The sequence below is a fragment of the Microbacterium sp. MMO-35 genome (assembly GCF_037147555.1).
Lineage (GTDB): Bacteria > Actinomycetota > Actinomycetes > Actinomycetales > Microbacteriaceae > Microbacterium.
Genome location: NZ_JBBCVH010000003.1, coordinates 1 through 21756, shown reverse-complemented (window position 1 = coordinate 21756; position 21756 = coordinate 1). Strand labels below are relative to the sequence as shown.

Sequence of the window (21756 nt, the reverse complement as noted above, 5' to 3'; positions counted from 1 at the left end):
TATCGCGGATCCCCGGATCCTCGGTTCACGCCTCGATGAGCTCGGGGACCGCGGTCGCGGACGTCGTCGCCGCAGGACGCGTGCGCACCGCCCAGACGATGGCGCCGCCGAGGAGAGTGGCGACCGCGACGAGCATCCAGGCGGTGGCGAAGCCGGAGCCCGTGCCGTGCGGAGCCGCGCCGAACACGATCGCACCGGTCGCCGCGGAGCCGATCGCGGAGCCGATCGTGCGGAGGTTGGCGTTCACCCCGGTCGCGACACCGGTCACGGCGGCGGGCACGCTCTGCACGACGATCCCCGCGGAAGCCGCGTAGGCCAGGCCGCAGCCGATCCCGAACCCGGCGCCCGCCGCGGCGAGCTGCCACGGTGCCGAGTGGGCGAGGGCGGCGGACGCCGCGGAGAGTCCCATCAGCAGAGAGCCCATCACCAGCAGCGTGCGCAGCGACAGGATCCGGTTCAGCGCGCCGGTGGCGAAGCCGACGCCGCTCATTCCGATGAGCATCGGGACGAGCATGAGGCCGGCGTCGCGCACCGTGAGACCCGCACCTCCGGCCGACTCGGTGAGCTCGAGGAACTGCGGCAGGTAGCCCCAGAAGGCGAAGACGCCGGCGCCGATGAGCAGCGAGGCCGCGTTCACCGGCCAGATTGCAGGCGAGGCGAGCAGCCGCAGATCCACGAGCGGCTCTGCGGAGCGCAGCTCCGACACGATCCATGCGGCGAAGGCCGCGGCGGCGAGTCCGAACAGCGCGAGGACGGCAGGAGAGGTCCAGCCCCAGCGGGCGCCGGTGCTGAGCGGCACGAGCAGCGCCACCAGCCAGAGCCACAGCAGCACGGAGGACCGCGTGTTCACCCGGCCTCGGGCGCGCACGCCCGTGTCGCGCACGACGGCGAGGGTGAGGAGAGCGCCGAGCGCGGCGACGAGGAACGGCACGGCGAACGTGCCGCGCCAGCCGACCAGGTCGGCGAGCGGGCCGGCGAGGACGGTGCCCGCGGCGCCGCCGATGCCGATGACGGCGCTGACGATGCCGATGGCGCCGGTCACGCGTTCCCGCGGGAGGGCGTCGCGGAGCAGTCCGTAGGCGAGCGGGAACAGCGCGCCGCCGATGCCCTGCAGCACGCGGGCGACGATGAGGATCTCGAGGCCGGGTGCGACGGCGGCAAGGACGTCGCCCGCTGCGGTGACCCCGAGGGTGATCAGGAAGGTGGTGCGCCGGCCGCGCAGGTCCCCGACGCGGCCGAGCGTGGGCGTGGCGACCGCGGCTGCGATGAGCCAGGCGGTCATCGTCCAGCTGGCCGCATCGGCGCTGACGCCGAACTCGGCCTGCACCAGGGGGACGAGGGGGATGACGAGGTTCTGCAGGAGTGCGATGGACGAGACCGCCACGGCGATGGCGACCAGGATCGAGGTGGATGAGCGGGACATGAGTTCCCTTCCGAAGCCTGGATGAGAGAGGTAAAGTGGGAGGAGACCTCCGAACGGAGGCTGCCTCCGGATTGACGGTACCGGAGGGTGCCTCCGTTTTGCAAGGGGTCTTCCGAGACTTTTCTGAAGGCTTTTCTGGAGGGACGACGCGATGGTCGGTCAGAACCGGGCGGCGACGACGCTGGAGGAGCGGCGACCGCGCCGCGCCGACGCGGCGCGCAACTTCGACGCGCTCGTCGTCGCGGGTCGCGAGGCGTTCGCCGAGGACGGATCCGACGCCTCCCTCGAGGACATCGCCCGTCGTGCGGGTGTCGGCATCGGCACCCTGTATCGCAACTTCCCGACGCGGGACGACCTCATCGAGACGCTCTACCTCCGCGAGGTCGCCGCGCTTGCGGATGCCGCGGACGAGGTCGCCGACCTCGAGCCCGGACCGGCGTTCGAGGCCTGGCTCGACCGGTTCGTCGAATACGTCGGCACCAAGCACGTGCTGCTGGACGGGCTGAACCGCGAGTCCTCGGTGTTCGCCGAGTGCCGCGGGGTGATGCTCGGAGCGGGGGAGCCGCTCCTGGCGCGCGCCCAGGCCGCCGGCGCGGTGAAGGCGGATCTCGCGATCGCCGACGTCGTCAAGCTCATCGCCGGAGTCAGCGCGGTCGCCTACGACGACGAGGCGCAGCGCCGCCGCGTGCTGGGACTCGCGATCGGATCGCTGCGCGCCTAGGCGTGCAGCGCCTCGTTCAGCGTCACCCCGACCCCGGCCCGGCGGACCGCCTCCACCGCTCCCGACAGCGAATTGCGGCGGAACAGGATCCCGTTCTCGCCGCTGAGCTCGGCGCCCTTGACGACCGGGCGGCCGCCGTCGGCCGTCGGGGCCGCATCGGCGAGCACGATCTTCGTGCCGGCCGTGACGTACAGCCCCGCCTCGACGATGCAGTCGTCGCCGAGGGAGATCCCGATGCCCGCGTTCGCGCCGAGCAGCGTGCGCGCGCCGATGGAGACGCGGTGCGTGCCGCCGCCGGACAGCGTGCCCATGATCGAGGATCCGCCGCCGATGTCGGAGCCGTCGCCGACCACGACGCCCTGCGAGATCCGGCCCTCGACCATCGACGCGCCCAGGGTGCCGGCGTTGAAGTTCACGAAGCCCTCGTGCATGACCGTGGTGCCCGGTGCGAGATGGGCGCCGAGGCGCACCCGGGAGGCATCAGCGATGCGCACGCCGGCGGGCAGCACGTAGTCGGTGAGCCGGGGGAACTTGTCGACTCCGGTGATCTGGATCCCGGCCCGCTGCAGCAGCGGGCGGAGGCGCGCAGCGTCGGAGGGGAGCATCGGGCCGGCGCTGGTCCAGGCGACGTTCGGGAGGTGCGCGAAGATCCCGTCGAGGTTCACCTCGTTCGGGCGCACCAGCAGATGCGAGAGCGCGTGCAACCGGAGGTAGGCGTCCGCCGTCGAGGCCGGCGCGTCGTCGAGGTCGATCGTCAGCTGCACGAGCTCGACGGTCACGTTCCGCCGCTCGTCGGGCCCGGCGGAGGACTCGAGGGTCAGCGCGGCGGCGGCGAGATCGCCGGCCGAGGGGGCATCGGTGCCGACCTCCGCGAACCACGCATCCAGCACGGTGCCGTCTCCGGCGATCGTGGTGAGCCCTGAGCCATGGATCGTGCGCGCGTCGGTCATGGAACCACGGTAGCGAATCGGCGCCTCCAGCTTCGGCTTCATGACGCGGCGCTAGGGTGGGGGACATGCCGCTCGATCTCACCGCCTCTGCGGCGGACATCACCCGCGCGATCTGCGACATCCCCAGCGAATCGGGATCCGAGGCGCATCTCGCCGACCTCATCGAGGAGGCGATGCGCGATCGCGAGCATCTCGAGGTGATCCGCGAGGGCAACACGATCGTCGCCCGCACGAACCTCGGTCGTGCGCAGCGCGTGGCGATCGCCGGTCACATCGACACGGTGCCGATCAACGGCAACGTCCCGACCCGCGACGTCGAGATCGACGGCGTGCCGATGATCTGGGGCCGCGGGACGGTCGACATGAAGGCGGGGGTCGCGGTGCAGCTGAAGCTCGCCGCCGAACTCGTCGATCCCGCCGTCGACATCACCTGGATGTGGTACGACAACGAGGAGGTCGAGGCGGCCCGCAACGGCCTCAAGCTGCTCGCCGAGAGCCGGCCCGAACTGTTCCGGGCCGATTTCGCGATCCTCGGCGAGCCCTCGAACGGCGAGGTCGAGGGCGGCTGCAACGGCACCCTGCGCGCCGTCGTCCGCACGACCGGGGTGCGCGCGCACTCCGCGCGGGCCTGGATCGGCGAGAACGCGATCCACCGCGCGGCGCCGATCCTGGCGCGCCTCGCCGAGTACCGTCCCCGCGAGATCGCGGTCGGCGGCCTGGAGTACCGCGAAGGACTGAACGCGGTCCGCATCAGCGGCGGCATCGCCGGCAACGTCATCCCCGATCTCTGCGAGGTCGAGGTCAATTACCGGTTCGCGCCGAGCAAGTCCGCGGCCGACGCCGAGGCGCACGTGCGCAACGTGTTCGCCGGCTTCACGGTGGAGATCACCGATGTCGCCGAGGGTGCGCGTCCCGGCCTGGACGCGCCGATCGCGCAGGAGTTCGTCGCCGCCGTCGGCGCGACGCCGAAGCCCAAGTACGGCTGGACCGACGTCGCGCGCTTCTCCGCGCTGGGCATCCCCGCGGTCAACTACGGACCCGGCGACCCGCATCTCGCGCACCACGACGAGGAGCGGGTTCCGATCGCGCAGATCACCGCCACGGAGCAGGGTCTGCGATCCTGGCTTCGCGGTGTCTGACCTCGCGGCCCTGCCCCGCTGGGCAGGACGCGTCTACGCCCGCACGCCCGCCTGGGCCGGCATCCTCGCGGTCTACCTCGGCGCGCGCCTGATCACCACGGCGCTGCTGCTGATCGCGACCGGGCTCTCCGGCGGCCCCGGATCGAGGTTCGGCGCGCACGCCACGATCGCCTCGTTCGTGAGCGGCTGGGACGCGCAGTGGTACTGGTACATCGCCGTCTACGGCTATCCGACCACCCTGCCGCTCGGGGCGGACGGACACGTCACCCAGAACTCGTGGGCGTTCCTGCCGGTGTACTCCTGGGTCTCGCAGGTGGTCGGGCTGCCGTTCGGCGAGGGCGGCTGGCCCGTCGGCGCCGCGATCGTCTCACTCATCGCCGGATACTTCTGCTGTCTCGTCCTCTTCCGGATGATGCGGGGCAGGATCGGCCGGATGGCCGCCGTCTGGACCGTGATCTTCTTCGCGGCGGGACCTCTCGGTGCCCTCTTCCAGGTCGGCTATGCCGAGGTGCTGAACATGCTGTTCCTGCTCCTGGCCCTGGACGGCCTCATCCGCCGGCGCTACGTGCGGCTGTACCCCCTCATCGTGCTCATGGGGTTCACCCGCCCCGGTGTGCTCGCGTTCGCGCTGATGCTCGGTCTCATGCTCGTGCTGCGATGGCTCCGGCGCCGCACGGATCCGCTGAGGGGCCGGGAGATCGCGCACTACCTCGGTCTCGGTGCGCTCGCCGTGGCCGTGGGCTTCGCCTGGCAGGTGATCGCGGGCATCGCGACCGGAGTGCCGAACGCCTATCTGGAGACCGAGCTGAGCTGGCGCGGTTTCTGGATGCCGCAGGACGGGAAGCCGTCGTTCTCCCCGTTCGAGGGCTGGCTGTCGGCGATGCCGTACTGGGCCAAGATGCTCGGGCTGCCCGGCTGGCTCGGGCTGGTCGTCCTCGGTGTGCTCGTCGCCCTGTTCGCGGCGGCGCTGATCGCGGGCCCCGGCGTGCGGCGGCTCGGGCCCGAGATCCGGCTCTACGCGGCGAGCTATGCTCTCTATCTGCTGGCGGTGTTCTTCCCTCAGTCCAGCACGCTGCGGCTGCTGTTCCCGCTCGCGCCGCTGTGGGGCGCCGTCGGCTGGCGACGGTCGTGGTGGCTCCGCGTCGGCGTGCTGATCGTCTGCCTGTGGCTCCAGTGGGTCTGGATCGCGAACGTCTACGGCTATGCGGACACGTTCTGGCGCGTGCCCTGAGCCCCTCGGGCGCCGAAGCGGTAAGCGGTGTCCCAGCACCCACTAATATGGAAGCTGTAGACCACCGAGGAAAGGGAGCACCGCGATGGCAGCGATGAAGCCGAGGACTGGCGACGGACCCATGGAGGCCGTGAAGGAGGGCCGGCTGATCATCGTGCGCGTGCCGCTCGAGGGCGGCGGGCGCCTGGTCGTCTCCGTCAATGACGCCGAGGCGAAGGAGCTGCACGACGTGCTGAGCAGCGTCGTGGCAGCCGCCTGAGTTCTTTCAGATCGTCGAAAGGCCCGCGTTCTGCGGGCCTTTCGTCATTCCCGGACGTCTTCCTCGCGCTCCGGAGGGAAGGCCCTCCCGCTCAGACGGAGACGCCGGTGAGCTGGAGCAGCCCCTCGCCCGCCGTGTTCAGCGCCGCCAGCACGGCAGGGGACTGCTGGGTCTCCTGGATGAGCGAGCGGTAGGCGACGGTCACGTCGTCGCGCTGCACCGGATCCGCGACCCGCCCGCCGGCGAGGACACGGGGCACCAGCACCGTTCCGCCCGCGCGCACGAGCCGGAGACCGTGCTCGACGTACTCGATGACGTTCTCCGGATCCGCGTCCACCAGCACGATGTCGTAGGCGGCCTCGTTCATGCGCGGCAGCACGTCGGCGGCCCGGCCGGCGATGAAGCGGGCCCTGGTCGGGGCGATCCGCGCGTCCTGGAAGGCGCTGCGCGCCGCGGCCAGATGCTCCGGCTCGTTGTCGATCGAGGTGAGCACCGCCTTCGGAGCGCCGCGCAGCAGCCACAGCCCCGAGACGCCGGCGCCGGTGCCGATCTCGACGATCGAACGGGCATCCGACGCCGCGGCGAGCAGGGCGATCTGCGCGCCGACGGCAGCACTGATGGGCTGCGCGCCGAGCTCGACGGCAAGCGCGCGCGCCCGGGCGATCTCGTCCGGTTCGACGATGGCCTCGCGTACGTACCGTGCGTTGGCGTCCTGCTCGCTCACTTCGACTCCCTCGCGGTCACTCAGTGCGCCGCATATCTTACGAGCGTAGGCGTCCTGCGTGTCCGATGCGGCCAGGCGCGGCGGTACCCTTGTGACATGTTCTTCGGCATCACCATCGAGAAGCTCCTCGTGATCGGCGTGATCGCGGCCCTTCTCGTGGGCCCCGAGCGGCTTCCGCGGTATGCGGAGTCGTTCGCGCGCCTGGTCAAGCGGGCCGGCGACTACCTGCGCGGCGCCAAGGACCGCATGCGCGAGGAGGTCGGCCCCGAGATCGACGAGCTGGACTGGCGCAAGCTCGATCCGCGTCAGTACGACCCGCGTCGCATCATCCGCGATGCGCTGATGGACGACAGCCCCGCCCCGGCGCGCCCCGCGGCGCCGGCCGTCGCGGTCGAGACGCCCGCGGCCGCGGCTCCCGCTGCGGGATCGGCGGCGGCGCTGCTGGCCTCCGCGACGGCGATGAACGCCGCCTCCGCCTCCGCGGAACCGGCGCCGGACGCTCCGGCTTCCCGGGCGCCCAAGGTCTTCTCCGCCGAAGAGCTGCCGCCCTACGACAGCGAAGCCACCTGACGTCCCCTTCGGGGGCGTTGAGGGAGCACCGGCGGAGCCGGAGGGAGACGAAACGCGGTCACCTCGCGAGGGTGCCGCGTTTCGTCTCGGTCGCGCTTCGCGCGTCCTCGCTCAACGACCCCATCGGGGCAGCTCACCGCGGGCTGACCGGCAGCCGCCTGCCGGAGAGACCGCGACCCGCGCGGTCGATCGCGTCGGCGACGGCGAGGATCGCGCCCGCGGCAGGGTCGCGCGGATCCGCGAGCACGACGGGCACACCCGCGTCACCGCCGGTGCGCAGCGCGGGGCTCAGCGGCACCGAGGCGAGCAGCGGGACCGGATCCGCATCCTGCGAGAGCGCCTCCGCCACCGCCTGCCCGCCGCCCGAGCCGAAGAGGTCGAGCGAGCTGCCGTCTGGCAGGGTGAGCGCGGCCATGTTCTCCACGACGCCGATCACGCGCTGACCCGTCTGGCGGGCCACCAGGCCGCTGCGGATCGCGACCTCGGCGGCCGCCTCCTGGGGTGTCGTCACCACGAGCACGTCGGCGTGCGGGAGCAGCTGGCCGAGGGTGATCGCGATGTCGCCGGTGCCGGGCGGCATGTCGATGAGCAGCACGTCGAGGTCGCCGAAGAACACGTCGGTGAGGAACTGCTGCACCGTGCGGTGCAGCATCGGGCCGCGCCAGGCCACCACGGACTCGCCCTCCCGCAGGAACATCCCGATCGAGATCGCCTTCACGTCGTACGCGACGGGCGGCAGCATGAGGTCGTCGATGCGGGTGGGCTGCGTGCCGGGGGCGATGCCGAGCAGCCCGGGGATCGAGAAGCCGTGCACGTCGGCGTCGATGAGACCGACCCGGCGGCCGCGGGCCGCGAGGGCGACCGCGAGGTTGGCGGTGAGCGACGACTTCCCGACGCCGCCCTTCCCGCTCGTGACCGCGATCACGCGCGTGAGCGAGTCCGGGCCGAAGGGCATCTGCCGTGGGGCCCTGCCGTCGCGGAGGCGATCGGTCAGGGCGCGCCGTTCGTCCGGCGTCATCACCCCGACCGCGACCTCGACGCCCTCGATGCCGGGCACCGAGGCTGCCGCGGCGCGCACATCGGCCTCGATCCGGGTCGCCGCGGGACAGCCGACGATCGTGAGAGCGATGCCGACGTGTGCGACGGCCCCGTCGACCGTGATGTCGCGGAGCATGTCGAGATCGGCGAGCGGGCGGCGCAGCTCGGGGTCGGTGACGGCGCCGACGGCACGACGGACTGCGGCGGCGAGGTCGGCGGTCACGGAGTCTGCTCCGCCGGATCCTCGTCGCGCAGCTCGCTCAGCATCGCCCGGAGCTCGGCGCGCAGCACCTCGCGGGTGACGCCCTGCGAGGAGCGCTCCTCGAGGGCCATCCGCAGCGCCACGATCTCGCGCGCGAGGTACTCGGTGTCGGCGAGATTGCGCTCGGCGCGCTGGCGGTCCTGCTCGATCTGGACCCGATCCCGGTCGTCCTGACGGTTCTGCGCGAGCAGGATCAGCGGGGCGGCGTAGGACGCCTGCAGCGACAGGATCAGCGTGAGCAGCGTGAAGTTCGTCGCGGCGGGGTCGAACTGCCAGTCCCGGGGCATGGCGATGTTCCACCACAGCCAGACGATGACGAACACGCTCATCCCGATGAGGAAGCCCGAGGTGCCCATCGCGCGCGCGAAGGCCTCGGAGAAGCGCCCGAAGGTGTCGCTCGAGCCGGAGGAGGTCGCGCTGCGCCCGAGCATGCCGGAGCGACCGCGGGGCAGATCCAGGCCCCGGCGGCCCGACTTCGCCATCATCCGGCCGCGCCCTGCGTCGGGACGGACGTGTCCGCGTCGTGCGAGCGCCAGTCATCGGGCAGCAGGTAGTCGAGCACGTCGTCGACGCTGATCGCGCCGACCAGCCGGTGCGCCTGATCGACGACCGGGAGCGAGACGAGGTCGTAGCTGGCCAGCATGCGCGCCACCTCCGCGGCGGAAGCGGTGGCGGGCACCGGTTCCAGTGTGTCGTCGACGATCGCGCCCAGCCGTTCGTGCGGCGGATAGCGCAGCATGCGCTGGAAGTGCACCACTCCGAGCAGGCGTCCGGTGGGGGTCTCGAACGGCGGGAGCGTGATGAACACGGCCGCGGCGAGGGCGGGGTGCAGCTCGTGCCGCCGGATCAGCGCCAGCGCCTCGGCCACGGTGGCGTCGGCGGAGAGGATGATCGGCTCCGGCGTCATCAGCCCGCCCGCGGTGTCGGGGCTGTAGCGGAGCAGCATCCTCACGTCCTCGGCCTCCTCGGGCTCCATCAGCTCGAGGAGGTGCTCCAGACGGCCCTGGGGGAGCTGGGCGAGGAGGTCGGCGGCGTCGTCGGGCTCCATCTGGTCCAGGATGTCGGCGGCGCGCTCGTCGCCCAGCCGGTCCAGGATGTCCATCTGGTCGTCCTCGGGCATCTCCTCGAGGGCGTCTGCGAGCCGCTCGTCCGGGAGCTCCTCGGCGACCTCGATGCGGCGCTGCTGGGGGAGGTCGAGCAGCGTGTTCGCGAGGTCGGCGGGGTGCATCTCGGAGAACGTCGCGACGAGCTGCTCGGCCGACTGCGCCTCGCCGGGACGGTGATGCTCGCGCACCTCGGTCCAGGTCGCGAACGTGGTGGGACCCTTCGCGAAGGGAGACGCGCTGGTCTTCGGCTTGCGCAGGAAGAGCTGGCTGACCGACCATTCGCCGAGCCGGTTCGGCTCGATCGCGACGTCCTCGATCACGGCCGTTCCGGAGGCGTCCGCGAAGTCGACCCGGCGGCCGATGAGCTCGGCCATGATGCGCACCTCGCCGTTGCGCGGCTTGAACCGGCGCACGTTCATCAGCCCCGACGTGATGACCTGCCCGGTGCTGATCGATCCGACCCGTCCGATGGAGAGGAAGACCTGGCGGCGGCCGGGGATCTCGCACACCAGGCCGATCACACGGGGGGCCGCGCTACTTCGGTACACGACGACGACATCTCGGACTTTGCCGATCCGGTCGCCGGCGGGGTCGAACACGGCGCACCCGGCCAGGCGCGCGACGAAAACCCGCTGTGTGCTCATGCTTCCAGCGTACTGTCCTGCGCCTCGGGATCCGGGGCGGGTGACGGCATCCGGCGGACTCCGGACGGCCGCGTGGAACAATGGACCGATGAGCATGATGAATGCGTCGGGTCCGGCGGGCGAGATCGGCGAGACGGTCGCCACGGTGGCCGAGTACGAGGCCGCGCAGAAGCTCGTCTCGCAGCTGATCGCGGGCGAGATCCCCGCCAGGGCGATCGCGATCGTCGGCGTCGGCGTGCAGACGGTGGAGCGCGTCACCGGACGCCTCGGGTATGCGAACGCCGCGCGTTCCGGCGCCGTGAACGGCGTGCTCATCGGGCTCTTCCTCTCGGCGATCTTCGTGCTGGGCAACCCCTCGGTCCCCATGCAGGCCTTCATCGGGATCCTGTTCGTCGGCGTCGCGATCGGCATGATCCTCAGCCTCATCACCTACTCGATCGTGCGCCGCCGCCGCGACTACGCGAGCGTCATGCAGCTCAAAGCCGACCACTACGAGGTGACCGTGCTGCCGGACTCCGTCGGCAAGGCGCGCCAGGTGCTGGGGCGCGCCGTCACGCCGATCCCGCGCCCCGCGCCGTCCGCGACCGCGGCCGAGCCGCCGCAGTACGGGGAGCGCGTGGAGGAGCCGCCGCGCTACGGCGAGCGCGTGACCCCCGAGCGTCCGCCGATGCCGCCGATGCCCCCCGCGGTCCCCGCGTCCCCGGTGCCGGCCGAGCCGGTCGCCGCGCCGCCGGCCGCCCCGGCCCCCGCGCCCGAGGGCGCCCCGCAGGGCGACGAGGGCCCGCAGCCGGAGGGCGACGAGCAGCCGGGCGACGGCTCCTCACGATGACGGAGTCCGCCGAGGAGCGGTTCCCGATTCCGGTTCCGCTTCCGGCGGGTGGCGTCGAGGTCTCCGCCGTCTTCGGACCCGCGCTCGCGGCGCCCGTCGAGGACCCACCGCTCGTCGTGATCGCCCACGGCGCCGGGGCGGGGATGGATCATCCCTTCCTGCACGGGTTCGCCGCGGCGCTGCGGGCCGACGGGCTGCACACCCTGCGCTTCACCTTCCCGTATCTCGAGGCCGGCCGGCGGATGCCGGGACCGGCCGCGCACGCCATCGTGACCTGGCGCGCCGTGGTCGCGGAGGCGAGACGGCGCACCCGGGGACCCGTGTTCGGCTGCGGCAAGTCGTACGGCGGCCGGATGGCGTCGATGGCGGCCGCGGAGGAGCCCGGTCTCGACGTCGCCGGCCTGGCCTATCTCGGGTACCCCCTGCATCCGCCCGGCAAACCGGAGAAGCCGCGGATCGAGCACCTGCCCGCGGTGCGGCAGCCGCAGCTCTTCGTGGAGGGGACGAACGACCCGTTCGTGCAGCCGCTCGCGCAGCTCGAGGACGCGGTCGCCTCGTGCCGGGACGCCCGGATCGCCTGGGTCGACGGCGGCGGGCACTCGTTCGAGGTGAAGGGGCGCAAGCGCCCGCCCGCCGAGGTCGGCGCGGGGATCGCACCGCTGGTCGCGGAGTTCGTGAGGATCGGAGCAGCAGGGGTATGAGCACGGCGGAGGAGCTGGACGCGATCGGGATCGACCGGCTGCGGGAGAACGGCAGTCTGAAGTGGTCGGTCTTCCCCGAGGCGATCGGCGCGTTCGTCGCCGAGATGGACTTCCCTGCGGCGCCCGCGGTCGATTCGGCGATCCGGGACGCCCTCGACCGGGGGCTGACCGGCTACCTGCCCGCGGCGGTCCGGGATCGGATGGCCGACGCCGTGGCGCGCTGGCAGCGCGACCGCTACGACTGGGAGGTGCCCGCCGAGCGGATCCGCCCGGTCCCGGACGTGCTGACCGCGCTGCGCACCACGATCGACTTCTTCACGGCCCCCGGGTCGAAGATCGTGCTCCCGACGCCCGCGTACATGCCGTTCCTGACGATCCCCGCGATGCACGACCGGGAGATCATCGAGGTGCCGATGCTCGTCGACGGAGGTCGCGCCGTGTACGACCTCGACGGCATCGACCGGGCGCTGGCGGACGGCGGCGGCCTGCTGATCCTCTGCAATCCGTACAACCCGCTCGGGCGGGTGTTCGAGCGGGCCGAGCTGGAAGCCGTCTCCGCCGTCGTGGAACGGCACGGAGCGCGGGTCTTCTCGGACGAGATCCATGCGCCTCTCGTGTTCGCCCCGCACCGGCATGTGCCGTATGCGAGCACCGGTCCCGCTGCGGCGGCGCACACGATCACTGCGGTGAGCGCCTCGAAGGCCTGGAACCTGCCGGGTCTCAAGGCGGCCCAGGTGATCCTCACGAACGATGCCGACGCCGAGACCTGGGCGCGCCCCGAGGTCGCGTGGGCCGAGCACGGCACGGCGAACCTCGGTGTCGTCGCCACGACCGCGGCATTCGACGAAGGCAGAGGGTGGCTCGCCGAGACCCTCGACTACCTGGACGGCAACCGGCGCGTCCTGGGTGAGCTGCTCGCCGCGCACATCCCTGCGATGGGCTACCGCGCCCCCGAGGGCACCTACATCGCCTGGCTGGACGCCCGGGCCCTGGGCATCGAAGGATCGCCGGCCGAGTTCTTCCGCGAGCACGCCGGCGTCGCGATGACGGACGGGCTGGCCTGCGGCCCGGCGGGGGAGGACCACCTGCGCTTCATCCTCGCGACTCCGCGTCCGATCATCGAGCAGGCCGTTCGACAGATGGCGGACGCGCTGCGCGAGCATGCCATGAGGAGTCGGTCCGTGTAAGTGCGGCCCAGTGGGCTGATCCAGCCGATCCGGCGATCAGCCCACCAGATCCGGATCCTCCAGCAGGCGCCCCATCGTGCGCAGACCGAGCGCGGCCATGACCGGGTTCGTCCGCTCGTAGTACCAGCCCAGGCCCATCGCCTGCTGCAGCGCCCACGCGGCCCCGCGGCGCCACTCGCGGTCGTCGGAGCCGAGGGCCGCACGGAGCCGGCGCCGGTCGTCGAGTCCGAGCAGGTGCCACGCGATCACGAGGTCGAGGGAGGGGTCGGCCGGGCCGAAGGACCCGCCGTCGAGAACACCGTCGAGCCGCCCGTCCTCGGAGAGCACGAGGTTCGGCGGGATCAGGTCCCGATGCGACAGAACCTCGACGCCGGGATGCGGGATCCGCGACAGCCGTGCCCAGAGCGAGCGCGCCGCGGCGACGTCGAGCAGGTGCTCACTGCGCGCGAAGCACTCGGTCATCCAGTCCTCGTGCGCGCGGAGGTCTCCGCCGCGGCCGCGGCCGTCGAAGGAGCGTCCGCGCAGCGAGGCGCGGCGGAGGGCCCCGATCAGGTGCGCGAGATCGTCGGCGAGGCCGGGGAGCGGACCCGGATCCGCGTCGGGGAGCGCTTCCGCCGCCGTGCGTCCCTGGATCCACGTCTGCACCGACCAGGCCGAGGGGTAGGCGGCGTCGCCGTCGACGACGCCGAGGGCGACCGGAGCGGGGAAGGGCGCGACCGCGGCGAACTCCTCGAGTGCGGCCGCCTCGGCGGCGATCTCGGCATGCGCGGTCGGCTGCAGCGGGAAGCGCGCGACGTGGGTCGCGCCGATCCGGAACAGTGCGTTCACCGTACCCGGTGTCGCGAGCGCATGCACGGGAAGCCCCGCGAGTGCGGGAAAGGCCGCCGCGATCCGTGCGGCCGCGGCGGCCTCGCCCACCCGGAGCTGCCCCGGATGCATGTCCTCGGTCAGGACGCGGATCCCTGCACGCGGGCGATCCACGCCTCGACCTCGGCCGAGGTGCGCGGGATGCCGGCGGAGAGGTTCACGGGTCCGTCGGCCGTGATGAGGATGTCGTCCTCGATGCGCACGCCGATGCCGCGGTACTCCTCGGGCACGGTCAGATCGTCGATCTGGAAGTACAGACCGGGCTCGATCGTGAACACCATGCCCGGCTCGATGAGGCCGTCGTAGTACATCTCGCGCCGCGCCTGCGCGCAGTCGTGCACGTCGATGCCGAGATGGTGGCTCGTGCCGTGCACCATGTAACGGCGGTGCTGGCCGCCCTTGTCGGCGTCGAGCGCCTCCTCGGCGGAGACGGGAAGCAGGCCCCACTCGGCGGTGCGGCGGGCGATGACGTCCATCGCGGCGCCGTGCACCTCGCGGAACGGCACACCGACCTGCGCCGCCGCGAACGCGGCGTCTGCGGCCTCGACCACGGTGTCGTAGATGCGGCGCTGCACGTCGCTGAACGTGCCGTTCACCGGCAGCGTGCGCGTGATGTCGGCGGTGTAGAGGCTGTCGGCCTCGGCGCCCGCGTCGATGAGGATCAGGTCGCCCGGCAGCACCGCGCCGTCGTTGCGCGTCCAGTGCAGGTAACAGGCGTGCGGACCGGATGCCGCGATCGTGTCGTAGCCCTCCCAGTTGCCGTCGCTGCGGGCGCGCTGGTGGAAGGCGCCCTCGACGATGCGCTCGCCGCGCGGGTGGGCGACCGCCCGCGGAAGGTCTCGGATGATGTCGTCGAAGCCGTTCGCGGTGATCTCGACAGCGCGGCGCATCTCGGCGATCTCGTACTCGTCCTTGACGAGGCGCAACTCGGACACGAATCGGGTGAGCTCGTCGTCCTCGTCGATCACGAGGTCGGACTCGCCTGCGGCGAAGTCGTCGAGGTGCGCGGTGGCGACGGCCAGGTCGGCGGCGACGCCGGCGAGGGCGGGACGCGGGCCGATCCAGAACTCTCCGATCGTGGCGTCCGAGTAGAACTCGCTCGTGGTGCGGTCGGCGCGCTCGCGGAAGTACAGGGTGACGTCATGGCCGTCGGCGGTGGGTTCGAAGACCAGCAGCGAGTCGGGCTCGGAGTCGGCGGCCCACCCGGTGAGGTGCGCGAACGCCGAATGGGCGCGGAACGGATAGTCGGTGTCGTTGCTGCGCTGCTTGAGGGATCCGGCCGGGATCACGAGGCGCTTGCCGGGGAAGGCCGCGGAGACGGCGGCGCGACGGGCGGCCGCGTACTCTGCCTGCGTGCGCGGTGCGGGCAGGGATTCGGGCCGCTCGGCCCAGCCTGTGGAGATCGTGTCGAGGAACCCCTGGGGGAAGGGCTGGCGGCGGTTGGTCGTGGTCGAGGTGGTCGCGGTGGCGGCGTCGCCCGGCTGCTCGATCGTGTCGTGCTCGGAGGTCATGGATCCATCCTCTCACCGCGTCGCCCCGCCCTCTCGCGTGGCGCCTGCCGGCCATGCAACGATCCGCACACGTTGTGACGATCTGCACACGGATCGGCCGGATCCGTGTGCAGATCGTGCCGGGCTGTGCTGATCGTCACACGCTCCCTCGCGCGGAGCTCCGGCGGACCCGTCGCGTGCGGACGCCGGTCCGGGGCCGAGGCCGTCCGAGCGCACAGCCGGCCGGGCTAGCGTGGAGGCATGACCGAAGCCGCCTCCGTCCGCCGATCCGCTCCGTCCTGGCCGTGGGCCGCGGGGATCGACGTCGTGCTCGTGATCGTGTTCGCCGCGATCGGGCGTGCGAGCCACGAGCACGGAGTCGATGCCCTGGGCGTGCTGGAGACGGCCTGGCCCTTCCTCGCGGGTCTCGCGGTCGGCTGGCTGGTGCTGCGGGCGTGGCGGGCGCCGGCCGCGCCGCTGCGCACGGGCGTCGGACTGGTCGTGATCACCGTCGTGCTGGGGATGCTGCTGCGCGTCCTCGCGGGCGGCACCACCGCCGTCGCGTTCATCATCGTCGCCACGGTGACGCTGCTGGTGTTCCTCGTCGGGTGGCGCGGGATCGCGGCGCTCGTCGCCCGGGTGCGCTCGAGCCGCTGAGCGCGCGGCCGGTCGGCGTCAGGACTTCGCGGGCTCCAGCTGCACGATGAGCGCCCGGTGATCGCTCCCGCCGGCGCCGGCGGGGAGCACAGCGGATCCGGAGGGCCGCCACTGCTCGGTGGCCATGACGTGATCGATCGGCGCGCCGACGAGCGCGGGCACCGACGTCGGCCAGGTGCCGACGGCGCCCGAGCCGGTGCGCGATGCCGCGTCGCGGCAGGCGCCGAGGTCCCCTCCGGCCGTGCCGAGGCCGGCCATGTGGTCCAGCGTCGCGTTGAAGTCGCCGGCGAGGATGACGTTCTTGCCTGCGGGGCACTGATCGGCCACCCAGCGCAGATCCTGCGACCAGCCGTCCATCTCGTCCTGCCGCGGGGCGACCGTGTGCACCGCGACGACGGTCGGGCCGTCGCCGCTCACGGGCATGACCACCGCGCTGGGCACCGAGGAGGTGTTGCTCGATCCGTCGGCGGAGGAGGGGATCACCGAGTAGTCGCCCAGAGCGGGGGAGATGAGCACGGTCGTCTGCCAGGAATCCGGCCCCTGCGTCACCTCCGGACGGTACTGCACATGGTGCACCCACATCGGGTGCCCCGCCTCGCGCAGCTTCAGCGCGATGTCCTCGCCGACCGCCTCCGTGGTCTCGGGCAGGGCGACGATGTCGGCCTGCTGCGCGACGACGGTGCCGGCGATCTCGTCCGCGGAGACGGCCTCTCCCGCGGTGTTCCACGCGAGCACCCGCACGCTCTTCGCCGCCTTCGCCGGCAGCGCGTCGGCGGTGTCGACTCCGCGCAGCGCGAGGATCCCCGCCGACGCGCCGCCGGCGAGCAGCGCGATCAGGGCGATCGAGGCCGCGAACCCGCGCAGGGGCCGGGCGAGCATCAGCAGGAGGGCGAGCAGCAGGATGCCCGCGAACGCGAGCACGAGCACCGCCCGGGAGGCGACGATCTGCGTGATCGGGAACGTCTGCTCCAGATGGAAGAACTGCGGCCAGGTCACGACCGCTGCAGCGATCGCGAAGAGGACGGTGAGCAGGATCCCGATCAGACGAAGCATCGCCCTCGAGCCTAGGCGACCGCGTCTGTGAGCCGTCTGGTGCGGAGCCGGGGAAGCGCCGTGCGCCGGTGGCGCCCCTGCATCGCTACGCTCGAAGGATGACCGATGCCGATCCGACGCCGCGACCCGCCCTGTTCGCAGGCCCGATCGATCTGCATCTGCACTCGAACCGCTCCGACGGCACCGAGGATCCGGCCGAGCTCGTCGCGCAGGCGGCGCAGCAGGGCCTGGGCACCCTGGCGCTCACCGACCACGACACGACGGCGGGCTGGGGTGAGGCGGCCGCCGCGGCGGCCGCGCACGGGATGACCTTCATCCCCGGCATGGAGATGTCGTCGAAGGACGGGTGGCGCAGCGTCCATGTGCTCGCCTACCTGTTCGACCCGACGGATCCGGATCTCGTCGCGGAGACCACGCGGATCCGCGAGGACCGGATCGGCAGGGCCGAGCGGATCGTCCGCAACATCGCCCGCGACTATCCGCTGCGCTGGGAGGACGTCCTGGAGCAGACCGACCCCGACGCCACCGTCGGGCGTCCGCACATCGCCGACGCGCTCGTCGCGCAGGGCATCGTGCGCGACCGCGGGGAGGCGTTCGACGGGATCCTGCACCCGCGCGAGGGCTACTACGAGGGGCACTACGCGCCGGATCCGGTCACCGCGATCGAGCTGATCGCCGCCGCCGGCGGCGTCGCCGTGATCGCCCATCCGGCCGGCCGGGAGCGGATGACCGACGCGACGCTGCGCCGTCTCATCGACGCGGGCCTCGCGGGCCTCGAGATCGACCACCGCGAGAACACCCCGGAAGGGCGGGCCTGGCTGCACCGCATCGCCGCCGAGCACGACCTCATCGTCACCGGATCCAGCGACTACCACGGGGCGGGCAAGCCCAACGTCCCGGGGGAGAACACCACGACCCCGGCGATGCTGCAGCGGATCATCGACCGCGGATCCGGAGCGGCCCCGGTCTACCCGGTCGGGGGCTGAGCGCCCGCGACCGGGAGGGAGCCTCAGGCCCCGGTCTGCGGGGCGCTGCCACCGGCCGCGCCCCCGGAGGGGCGACGCCGACGGCGACGACGCTGCGCGGCCGGCTTGCCGTCGTGGTGCTCGGCGCCCTGGCCGTCGTGCGTGCCGGATCCCTCCGCGCCGCGGTCGGCGTCGCCCGCCGGTGCGCCCTTGGCGACGGCGGTCTCGGCGCCCTCGGTGAACGTGGATCCCACGCCCTCCGCCGCACGGCGACGGCGGCGGCGACGGCGCGTCGTGCCCTCGCTCGTGCCCTCGGCGGCCGCCTCGGTCGCACGCTGCGGCTCGCGCTGCTTGCGGGCCGGCTTCTCGGACACGGGAGCGGTGACGAGGCGGCCCTTGGTGCCGGCGGGGATGTCGAGGTCCTCGTACAGGTGCGGGCTGGACGAGTAGGTCTCGATCGGCTCGGGCTGGCCGAACTCGAGGGCGCGGTTGATGAGGGCCCACTTGTGCAGGTCCTCCCAGTCCACGAACGTCACCGCGATGCCGGTGCGGCCGGCGCGGCCGGTGCGGCCCGCGCGGTGCAGGTACGTCTTGTCCTCGTCGGGGATGGTGTGGTTGATGACGTGGGTGACGTCATCGACGTCGATGCCGCGGGCGGCGACGTCGGTCGCGACGAGCACGTCCCGCTTGCCGGCCTTGAACGCGGCCATGGAGCGCTCGCGCTGGTCCTGCCCCATGTCGCCGTGCACACCGCCGACGTTGAAGCCGCGGTCGCTGAGCTCGTCGACCAGACGCTGGGCCGCGCGCTTCGTGCGCGTGAAGATCACCGTCTTGCCGCGGCCCTCGGCCTGGAGGATCCGGGCGATGACCTCATCCTTGTCCAGCGAGTGCGCCCGGTAGACCAGGTGGCGGATGTTCGCCTGGGTGAGGCCCTCGTCGGGGTCGTTCGCGCGGATGTGGATCGGGTTCGTCATGAACCGGCGCGCCAGGGCCACGATCGGGCCGGGCATGGTCGCCGAGAATAGCTGCGTGTGCCGCACCGCGGGGACCTTGGAGAAGATCTTCTCGATGTCGGCCAGGAAGCCGAGATCCAGCATCTTGTCGGCCTCGTCGAGCACCACCTCGGTGGCGTGCGAGAGGTCGAGCAGGCGCTGGTTGGCGAGGTCGATGAGGCGGCCGGGCGTGCCGACGACGATCTGCGCGCCGGCCTTGAGCTGCTCGATCTGGCCCTCGTAGGCCTTGCCGCCGTAGATCGCGACGACGCTCGTGGAGCGGCCGGAGGTGAGCAGGTCCATGTCCTCGTACACCTGCACCGCGAGCTCGCGGGTGGGGACGACGATGAGCGCCTTGACGCCGGGCTCGGGGTCGAGGCCCAGGCGCTGCACCACGGGGATGCCGAAGCCGAAGGTCTTGCCCGTGCCGGTCTTGGCCTGTCCGATGATGTCCTGGCCGGGCAGGCCCAGGGGAATGGTCTGCTCCTGGATCGGGAAGGCGTCGACGATGCCCTTCGCCGCGAGGGCGTCCACGATGTCCTGATCGATGCCGAGATCGGCGAAAGAAGTCACAGTCTTTGATTGCCTGTCCGGCGGGCCTTGCGATCGCGGCGCCGCCTCGTTGATGGGGTCCACGCCGAATCCGAATGCACAGGCGCGGGGCTCCGATCCGTCGCCGGAGCGGGATCCAGCCTACCGGAGCGCGCCCCCGACTCCGGGAGCGGAGTGCGCACGGTGCGCGCCGTCGCCGATCCCGGGGGAGCGGCTCCACTAGGCTGGGCGCGTGGTGAGGTGGTTCTGGCAGCGCGACAAGGCGCCGCGACGCACCCTGGTGCTCCGCTCCCGGGGCGACGTGGGCGACGCGACCCGCGTCGACTTCGCCGAGCTGGCGCCCGAGCTGAACACCTTCCTCGGCCAGGCCGCCTATCTGCAGCTGGGCTACTTCGAGACGCTCACCCGCCTCATCCGCGCCACGAGCGATCTCGCGGAGAAGGAGATCCTCTCGCGTGCCGCGGGCGCCGCCCTGGTCAAGCACCGCGGGATCGTCGACATCATCACCGCGCACGGCGACGACCCGACCGAGGTGATGCTGCCGTTCCGCGAGCAGCTGGACGCGTTCCGCCGCAAGACCCTCGGCCCGCGCATCGCGGAGACCATGCTCGCGGTCTACCTCACGGCCGGCATGCTCGACGACTTCTACGTGGCGCTTGCGTCCAGCTACGGCGAGACCGGGGCGAAGGTGGCAACGATCCTCTCCGAGGCCGACGACCGCCACGAGATCATCGGGATCGTGCAGGCCACGATCGCGAGCGACGAGCAGTGGCGTTCCCTGCTGTCGATGTGGGGCCGGAGACTCGTCGGCGACACGATCCTCGTCGCGCGTGCCGCGCTGCGCCCGCATCTGCCCGGTGCCGAGGACGATCGTCTCGAGCCGGTCTTCACAGAGCTGATGGGCGCCCACGCGCGACGCATGGACGCGATGGGGCTCGCGTCCTAGCAGGCGGGACCGGCGGCGGGCTCAACCCGCCTCGACCGGAAGCCTTTCGAGGCGCCGGGTCAGCCGCCAGGCGACGACGACAGGGATCACCCCGAGGATCCCGAACGACATGTCGATGAGCTGCCACCCCAGCGGGATTCCGCGCAGCGTTCCCGCGATGAGGGCGAGCGGGATGATCCCGGCGCAGGCGATCACCCCGAATTGGATCACCCAGATGTTGCGCACCGGATCGATCAGCGGGCCCAGGAACACCACCGCGATGATCAGGTGCGCGAAGGCGAGCCAATCCGTGCCGTAGGCGAGGAAGGGGTATCGCGCGCCGGTGTCGGCGAGGGCGGCGGCCACGCGGTCCACCCACCCGGCAGCGTCGGGGAAGAGCGCGGACACGGGCGATCCGTCCAGGATCCTGGCGGCCAGGCCGAGCTCCTCCCGTAGCGGGAAGGCGGTGACGCCGCTCACGATCAGTCCGAGGATGAGGATGCTGAGGCAGATCCTGATCCCGCGCAGGGTGCGGACACGGTCCCCGCTCGCGGAGGCCGTCACCGTGGGCTCAGACGCCGAGCTCCGCGCGGCGCACGGCGTCGCCGTGGTGCCGCACGCGGGTGAGAACAACTCCGACGAGGGCGGAGACCACGACCGCACCGCCGAGGGCGATCAGCCACAGCCAGAAGCTGGACTCCTTCAACCCGGCCCACTGCCCGAGCGTGTAGGCCGCCGCGGCGACCGCGGTCGCGACCGCCGGGACGAGCGCGACCCCTCGCACATCCCGATGGGGGATCGCGAAGTGCACGATCACGCCCAGCACGCAGGCGGCGATCAGCGCGAGCAGGATGTACACGGGGCTCAGGCCACGAAGCCGACGCGGCGGGACTCCTCGGTCCCGAGCTCGACGTAGCCGAGGCTCGCCGTCGGCACGATGTAGGAGTTGCCCTTGGTGTCGCTCAGCTCGACGTGGCTCGCGCCCTGGTCGAGCGCGCCGGCGATGGCCGCGCGCACCTCGGAGGCGTCGGCCGAGGTCTCGAAGCTGAGCTCGCGGCCGGTGTTGATGATGCCGATGCGGATCTCCACGGAATGCTCCTTGAAAGGTTGAGGTTCCGTCACTCTATCGCGGGCTCTGCGGGGTGGGATCGTGTGCGGGGCGGTGTTCGCCGAGGGCGATTGCGGAGCCCGGTGCCGGGCCTTGTCGGGTCGGATACCCCGGATCCTCTTCGGCGGTCCGTCGCCGTTGCGCGCGGGGACTCCTCAGAGCAAGACGCGCGGGGACTCCTCAGAGCAAGAGGGGAATGCCTGTGGATAACTTTCGAAGCTAGTTTCGATTCTCGGTAGGCTCGGGGTATGTCCAGCACCCTTGATCCGCTCCTGGAGGCCACTCGGCTTCTGCAGGAGGCGTGGGGTGCGGCGGCGTCCGGGGCGGGATTGTCGCGGGCGCAGTTGGTGGCGGTGAATGAGG

Annotated in this window: 24 protein-coding genes; 11 read left to right on the top strand and 13 right to left on the bottom strand. The window is 72.0% G+C overall.

Annotated elements, in window-relative coordinates:
- Positions 1–25 precede the first annotated feature (25 nt).
- Positions 26–1423, bottom strand: a complete 1398-nt coding sequence (locus WFJ01_RS06920) for an MFS transporter (protein ID WP_336628626.1) — start codon at positions 1421–1423, stop codon at positions 26–28.
- 151 nt (positions 1424–1574) lie between these two features.
- On the opposite strand from WFJ01_RS06920, the gene WFJ01_RS06915 reads away from it, so the two are divergent.
- Positions 1575–2144 carry a TetR/AcrR family transcriptional regulator gene (locus WFJ01_RS06915; protein WP_336628625.1) on the top strand — a complete coding sequence of 190 codons (570 nt, stop codon included), beginning with the start codon at positions 1575–1577 and terminating at the stop codon, positions 2142–2144.
- Here WFJ01_RS06915 and dapD read toward each other — a convergent pair.
- Entirely contained in the window at positions 2141–3094 is a 954-nt protein-coding gene (dapD, locus tag WFJ01_RS06910) for a 2,3,4,5-tetrahydropyridine-2,6-dicarboxylate N-succinyltransferase (protein WP_336628624.1), read from the bottom strand. The two genes, WFJ01_RS06915 and dapD, sit on opposite strands and share 4 nt — an antisense overlap.
- 65 nt (positions 3095–3159) lie before the next feature.
- Here dapD and dapE point away from each other — a divergent pair, with 65 nt between their 5' ends.
- From dapE to WFJ01_RS06895, 3 genes are all read left to right on the top strand, one after another.
- Positions 3160–4233 (top strand): succinyl-diaminopimelate desuccinylase, encoded by a 1074-nt coding sequence (dapE, locus tag WFJ01_RS06905; protein ID WP_336628623.1) that lies wholly within the window; start codon positions 3160–3162, stop codon positions 4231–4233.
- The gene (locus WFJ01_RS06900; RefSeq protein ID WP_251447020.1) at positions 4226–5464 is read left to right on the top strand and encodes a hypothetical protein; all 1239 of its coding nucleotides are present in this window, start codon (positions 4226–4228) and stop codon (positions 5462–5464) included. Before dapE ends, WFJ01_RS06900 begins: the two co-directional genes overlap by 8 nt.
- 85 nt (positions 5465–5549) lie before the next feature.
- On the top strand, positions 5550–5723 hold the full coding sequence (locus WFJ01_RS06895) for a DUF3117 domain-containing protein (RefSeq protein WP_082072398.1): 174 nt from the start codon (positions 5550–5552) through the stop codon (positions 5721–5723).
- 91 nt (positions 5724–5814) lie between these two features.
- Here the strand turns inward: WFJ01_RS06895 and WFJ01_RS06890 are convergent, their stop codons facing one another.
- Positions 5815–6447, bottom strand: a complete 633-nt coding sequence (locus WFJ01_RS06890) for an O-methyltransferase (RefSeq protein WP_336628622.1) — start codon at positions 6445–6447, stop codon at positions 5815–5817.
- Between the two features lie 96 nt (positions 6448–6543).
- On the opposite strand from WFJ01_RS06890, the gene WFJ01_RS06885 reads away from it, so the two are divergent.
- Entirely contained in the window at positions 6544–7017 is a 474-nt protein-coding gene (locus WFJ01_RS06885) for a Sec-independent protein translocase TatB (RefSeq protein ID WP_336628621.1), read from the top strand.
- Between the two features lie 133 nt (positions 7018–7150).
- Here WFJ01_RS06885 and WFJ01_RS06880 read toward each other — a convergent pair whose 3' ends face one another.
- The 3 genes from WFJ01_RS06880 to WFJ01_RS06870 are packed head-to-tail and all read right to left on the bottom strand — an operon-like array spanning position 7151 to position 10067.
- Positions 7151–8278, bottom strand: a complete 1128-nt coding sequence (locus tag WFJ01_RS06880) for an Mrp/NBP35 family ATP-binding protein (RefSeq protein WP_336628620.1) — start codon at positions 8276–8278, stop codon at positions 7151–7153.
- Positions 8275–8799: a DUF1003 domain-containing protein gene (locus WFJ01_RS06875; protein WP_251447277.1), complete on the bottom strand. Its 525-nt coding sequence runs from the start codon at positions 8797–8799 to the stop codon at positions 8275–8277. Before WFJ01_RS06875 ends, WFJ01_RS06880 begins: the two co-directional genes overlap by 4 nt.
- Entirely contained in the window at positions 8799–10067 is a 1269-nt protein-coding gene (locus WFJ01_RS06870) for a magnesium transporter (RefSeq protein ID WP_251447032.1), read from the bottom strand. Before WFJ01_RS06870 ends, WFJ01_RS06875 begins: the two co-directional genes overlap by 1 nt.
- A gap of 88 nt (positions 10068–10155) precedes the next feature.
- On the opposite strand from WFJ01_RS06870, the gene WFJ01_RS06865 reads away from it, so the two are divergent.
- The 3 genes from WFJ01_RS06865 to WFJ01_RS06855 are packed head-to-tail and all read left to right on the top strand — an operon-like array spanning position 10156 to position 12784.
- On the top strand, positions 10156–10896 hold the full coding sequence (locus WFJ01_RS06865) for a general stress protein (protein WP_336628619.1): 741 nt from the start codon (positions 10156–10158) through the stop codon (positions 10894–10896).
- Complete coding sequence (locus WFJ01_RS06860; protein WP_336628618.1) at positions 10893–11597, top strand: alpha/beta hydrolase family protein; 705 nt, start codon at positions 10893–10895, stop codon at positions 11595–11597. The genes WFJ01_RS06865 and WFJ01_RS06860 overlap by 4 nt, the downstream gene beginning before the upstream one ends.
- On the top strand, positions 11594–12784 hold the full coding sequence (locus WFJ01_RS06855; protein ID WP_336628617.1) for a MalY/PatB family protein: 1191 nt from the start codon (positions 11594–11596) through the stop codon (positions 12782–12784). The genes WFJ01_RS06860 and WFJ01_RS06855 overlap by 4 nt, the downstream gene beginning before the upstream one ends.
- Positions 12785–12820: 36 nt before the next feature.
- Here the strand turns inward: WFJ01_RS06855 and WFJ01_RS06850 are convergent, their stop codons facing one another.
- Both WFJ01_RS06850 and WFJ01_RS06845 read right to left on the bottom strand, forming a co-directional pair.
- A complete protein-coding gene (locus tag WFJ01_RS06850; protein WP_336628616.1) occupies positions 12821–13765 on the bottom strand; it encodes a phosphotransferase in 945 nt (314 codons plus the stop codon).
- A complete protein-coding gene (locus tag WFJ01_RS06845; RefSeq protein ID WP_336628615.1) occupies positions 13732–15162 on the bottom strand; it encodes an aminopeptidase P family protein in 1431 nt (476 codons plus the stop codon). The genes WFJ01_RS06850 and WFJ01_RS06845 overlap by 34 nt, the downstream gene beginning before the upstream one ends.
- 240 nt (positions 15163–15402) lie before the next feature.
- Between WFJ01_RS06845 and WFJ01_RS06840 the strand changes: the two genes are divergently transcribed.
- The gene (locus WFJ01_RS06840; protein ID WP_251447046.1) at positions 15403–15798 is read left to right on the top strand and encodes a DUF3054 domain-containing protein; all 396 of its coding nucleotides are present in this window, start codon (positions 15403–15405) and stop codon (positions 15796–15798) included.
- 18 nt (positions 15799–15816) lie between these two features.
- Here the strand turns inward: WFJ01_RS06840 and WFJ01_RS06835 are convergent, their stop codons facing one another.
- The gene (locus tag WFJ01_RS06835) at positions 15817–16851 is read right to left on the bottom strand and encodes an endonuclease/exonuclease/phosphatase family protein (protein ID WP_292884708.1); all 1035 of its coding nucleotides are present in this window, start codon (positions 16849–16851) and stop codon (positions 15817–15819) included.
- Between the two features lie 98 nt (positions 16852–16949).
- Between WFJ01_RS06835 and WFJ01_RS06830 the strand changes: the two genes are divergently transcribed.
- Complete coding sequence (locus WFJ01_RS06830; RefSeq protein WP_251447051.1) at positions 16950–17837, top strand: PHP domain-containing protein; 888 nt, start codon at positions 16950–16952, stop codon at positions 17835–17837.
- Positions 17838–17860: 23 nt separating this feature from the next.
- Here WFJ01_RS06830 and WFJ01_RS06825 read toward each other — a convergent pair whose 3' ends face one another.
- Positions 17861–19381, bottom strand: coding sequence for a DEAD/DEAH box helicase (locus WFJ01_RS06825; RefSeq protein WP_251447053.1), 1521 nt, complete (start codon positions 19379–19381; stop codon positions 17861–17863).
- 211 nt (positions 19382–19592) lie between these two features.
- Here WFJ01_RS06825 and WFJ01_RS06820 point away from each other — a divergent pair, with 211 nt between their 5' ends.
- Positions 19593–20306, top strand: a complete 714-nt coding sequence (locus tag WFJ01_RS06820; RefSeq protein WP_292884714.1) for a ferritin-like fold-containing protein — start codon at positions 19593–19595, stop codon at positions 20304–20306.
- A gap of 21 nt (positions 20307–20327) precedes the next feature.
- Here the strand turns inward: WFJ01_RS06820 and WFJ01_RS06815 are convergent, their stop codons facing one another.
- The 3 genes from WFJ01_RS06815 to WFJ01_RS06805 are packed head-to-tail and all read right to left on the bottom strand — an operon-like array spanning position 20328 to position 21374.
- Entirely contained in the window at positions 20328–20849 is a 522-nt protein-coding gene (locus WFJ01_RS06815) for a hypothetical protein (RefSeq protein WP_292884717.1), read from the bottom strand.
- A 7-nt stretch (positions 20850–20856) separates the two neighbouring features.
- Positions 20857–21144, bottom strand: a complete 288-nt coding sequence (locus WFJ01_RS06810; protein WP_251447059.1) for a hypothetical protein — start codon at positions 21142–21144, stop codon at positions 20857–20859.
- A 5-nt stretch (positions 21145–21149) separates the two neighbouring features.
- Entirely contained in the window at positions 21150–21374 is a 225-nt protein-coding gene (locus WFJ01_RS06805) for a DUF3107 domain-containing protein (RefSeq protein WP_251447061.1), read from the bottom strand.
- Positions 21375–21756 lie beyond the last annotated feature (382 nt).

Coding starts and splice junctions, on each gene's coding strand:
- WFJ01_RS06885 (WP_336628621.1), top strand. CDS start 6,544: ATGTTCTTCGGCATCACCATCGAGAAGCTCCTCGTGATCGGCGTGATC.
- WFJ01_RS06895 (WP_082072398.1), top strand. CDS start 5,550: ATGGCAGCGATGAAGCCGAGGACTGGCGACGGACCCATGGAGGCCGTG.
- WFJ01_RS06845 (WP_336628615.1), bottom strand. CDS start 15,162: ATGACCTCCGAGCACGACACGATCGAGCAGCCGGGCGACGCCGCCACC.
- WFJ01_RS06840 (WP_251447046.1), top strand. CDS start 15,403: ATGACCGAAGCCGCCTCCGTCCGCCGATCCGCTCCGTCCTGGCCGTGG.
- WFJ01_RS06830 (WP_251447051.1), top strand. CDS start 16,950: ATGACCGATGCCGATCCGACGCCGCGACCCGCCCTGTTCGCAGGCCCG.
- dapD (WP_336628624.1), bottom strand. CDS start 3,094: ATGACCGACGCGCGCACGATCCATGGCTCAGGGCTCACCACGATCGCC.
- dapE (WP_336628623.1), top strand. CDS start 3,160: ATGCCGCTCGATCTCACCGCCTCTGCGGCGGACATCACCCGCGCGATC.
- WFJ01_RS06870 (WP_251447032.1), bottom strand. CDS start 10,067: ATGAGCACACAGCGGGTTTTCGTCGCGCGCCTGGCCGGGTGCGCCGTG.
- WFJ01_RS06920 (WP_336628626.1), bottom strand. CDS start 1,423: ATGTCCCGCTCATCCACCTCGATCCTGGTCGCCATCGCCGTGGCGGTC.
- WFJ01_RS06875 (WP_251447277.1), bottom strand. CDS start 8,799: ATGGCGAAGTCGGGCCGCCGGGGCCTGGATCTGCCCCGCGGTCGCTCC.
- WFJ01_RS06865 (WP_336628619.1), top strand. CDS start 10,156: ATGAGCATGATGAATGCGTCGGGTCCGGCGGGCGAGATCGGCGAGACG.
- WFJ01_RS06855 (WP_336628617.1), top strand. CDS start 11,594: ATGAGCACGGCGGAGGAGCTGGACGCGATCGGGATCGACCGGCTGCGG.
- WFJ01_RS06835 (WP_292884708.1), bottom strand. CDS start 16,851: ATGCTTCGTCTGATCGGGATCCTGCTCACCGTCCTCTTCGCGATCGCT.
- WFJ01_RS06860 (WP_336628618.1), top strand. CDS start 10,893: ATGACGGAGTCCGCCGAGGAGCGGTTCCCGATTCCGGTTCCGCTTCCG.
- WFJ01_RS06915 (WP_336628625.1), top strand. CDS start 1,575: ATGGTCGGTCAGAACCGGGCGGCGACGACGCTGGAGGAGCGGCGACCG.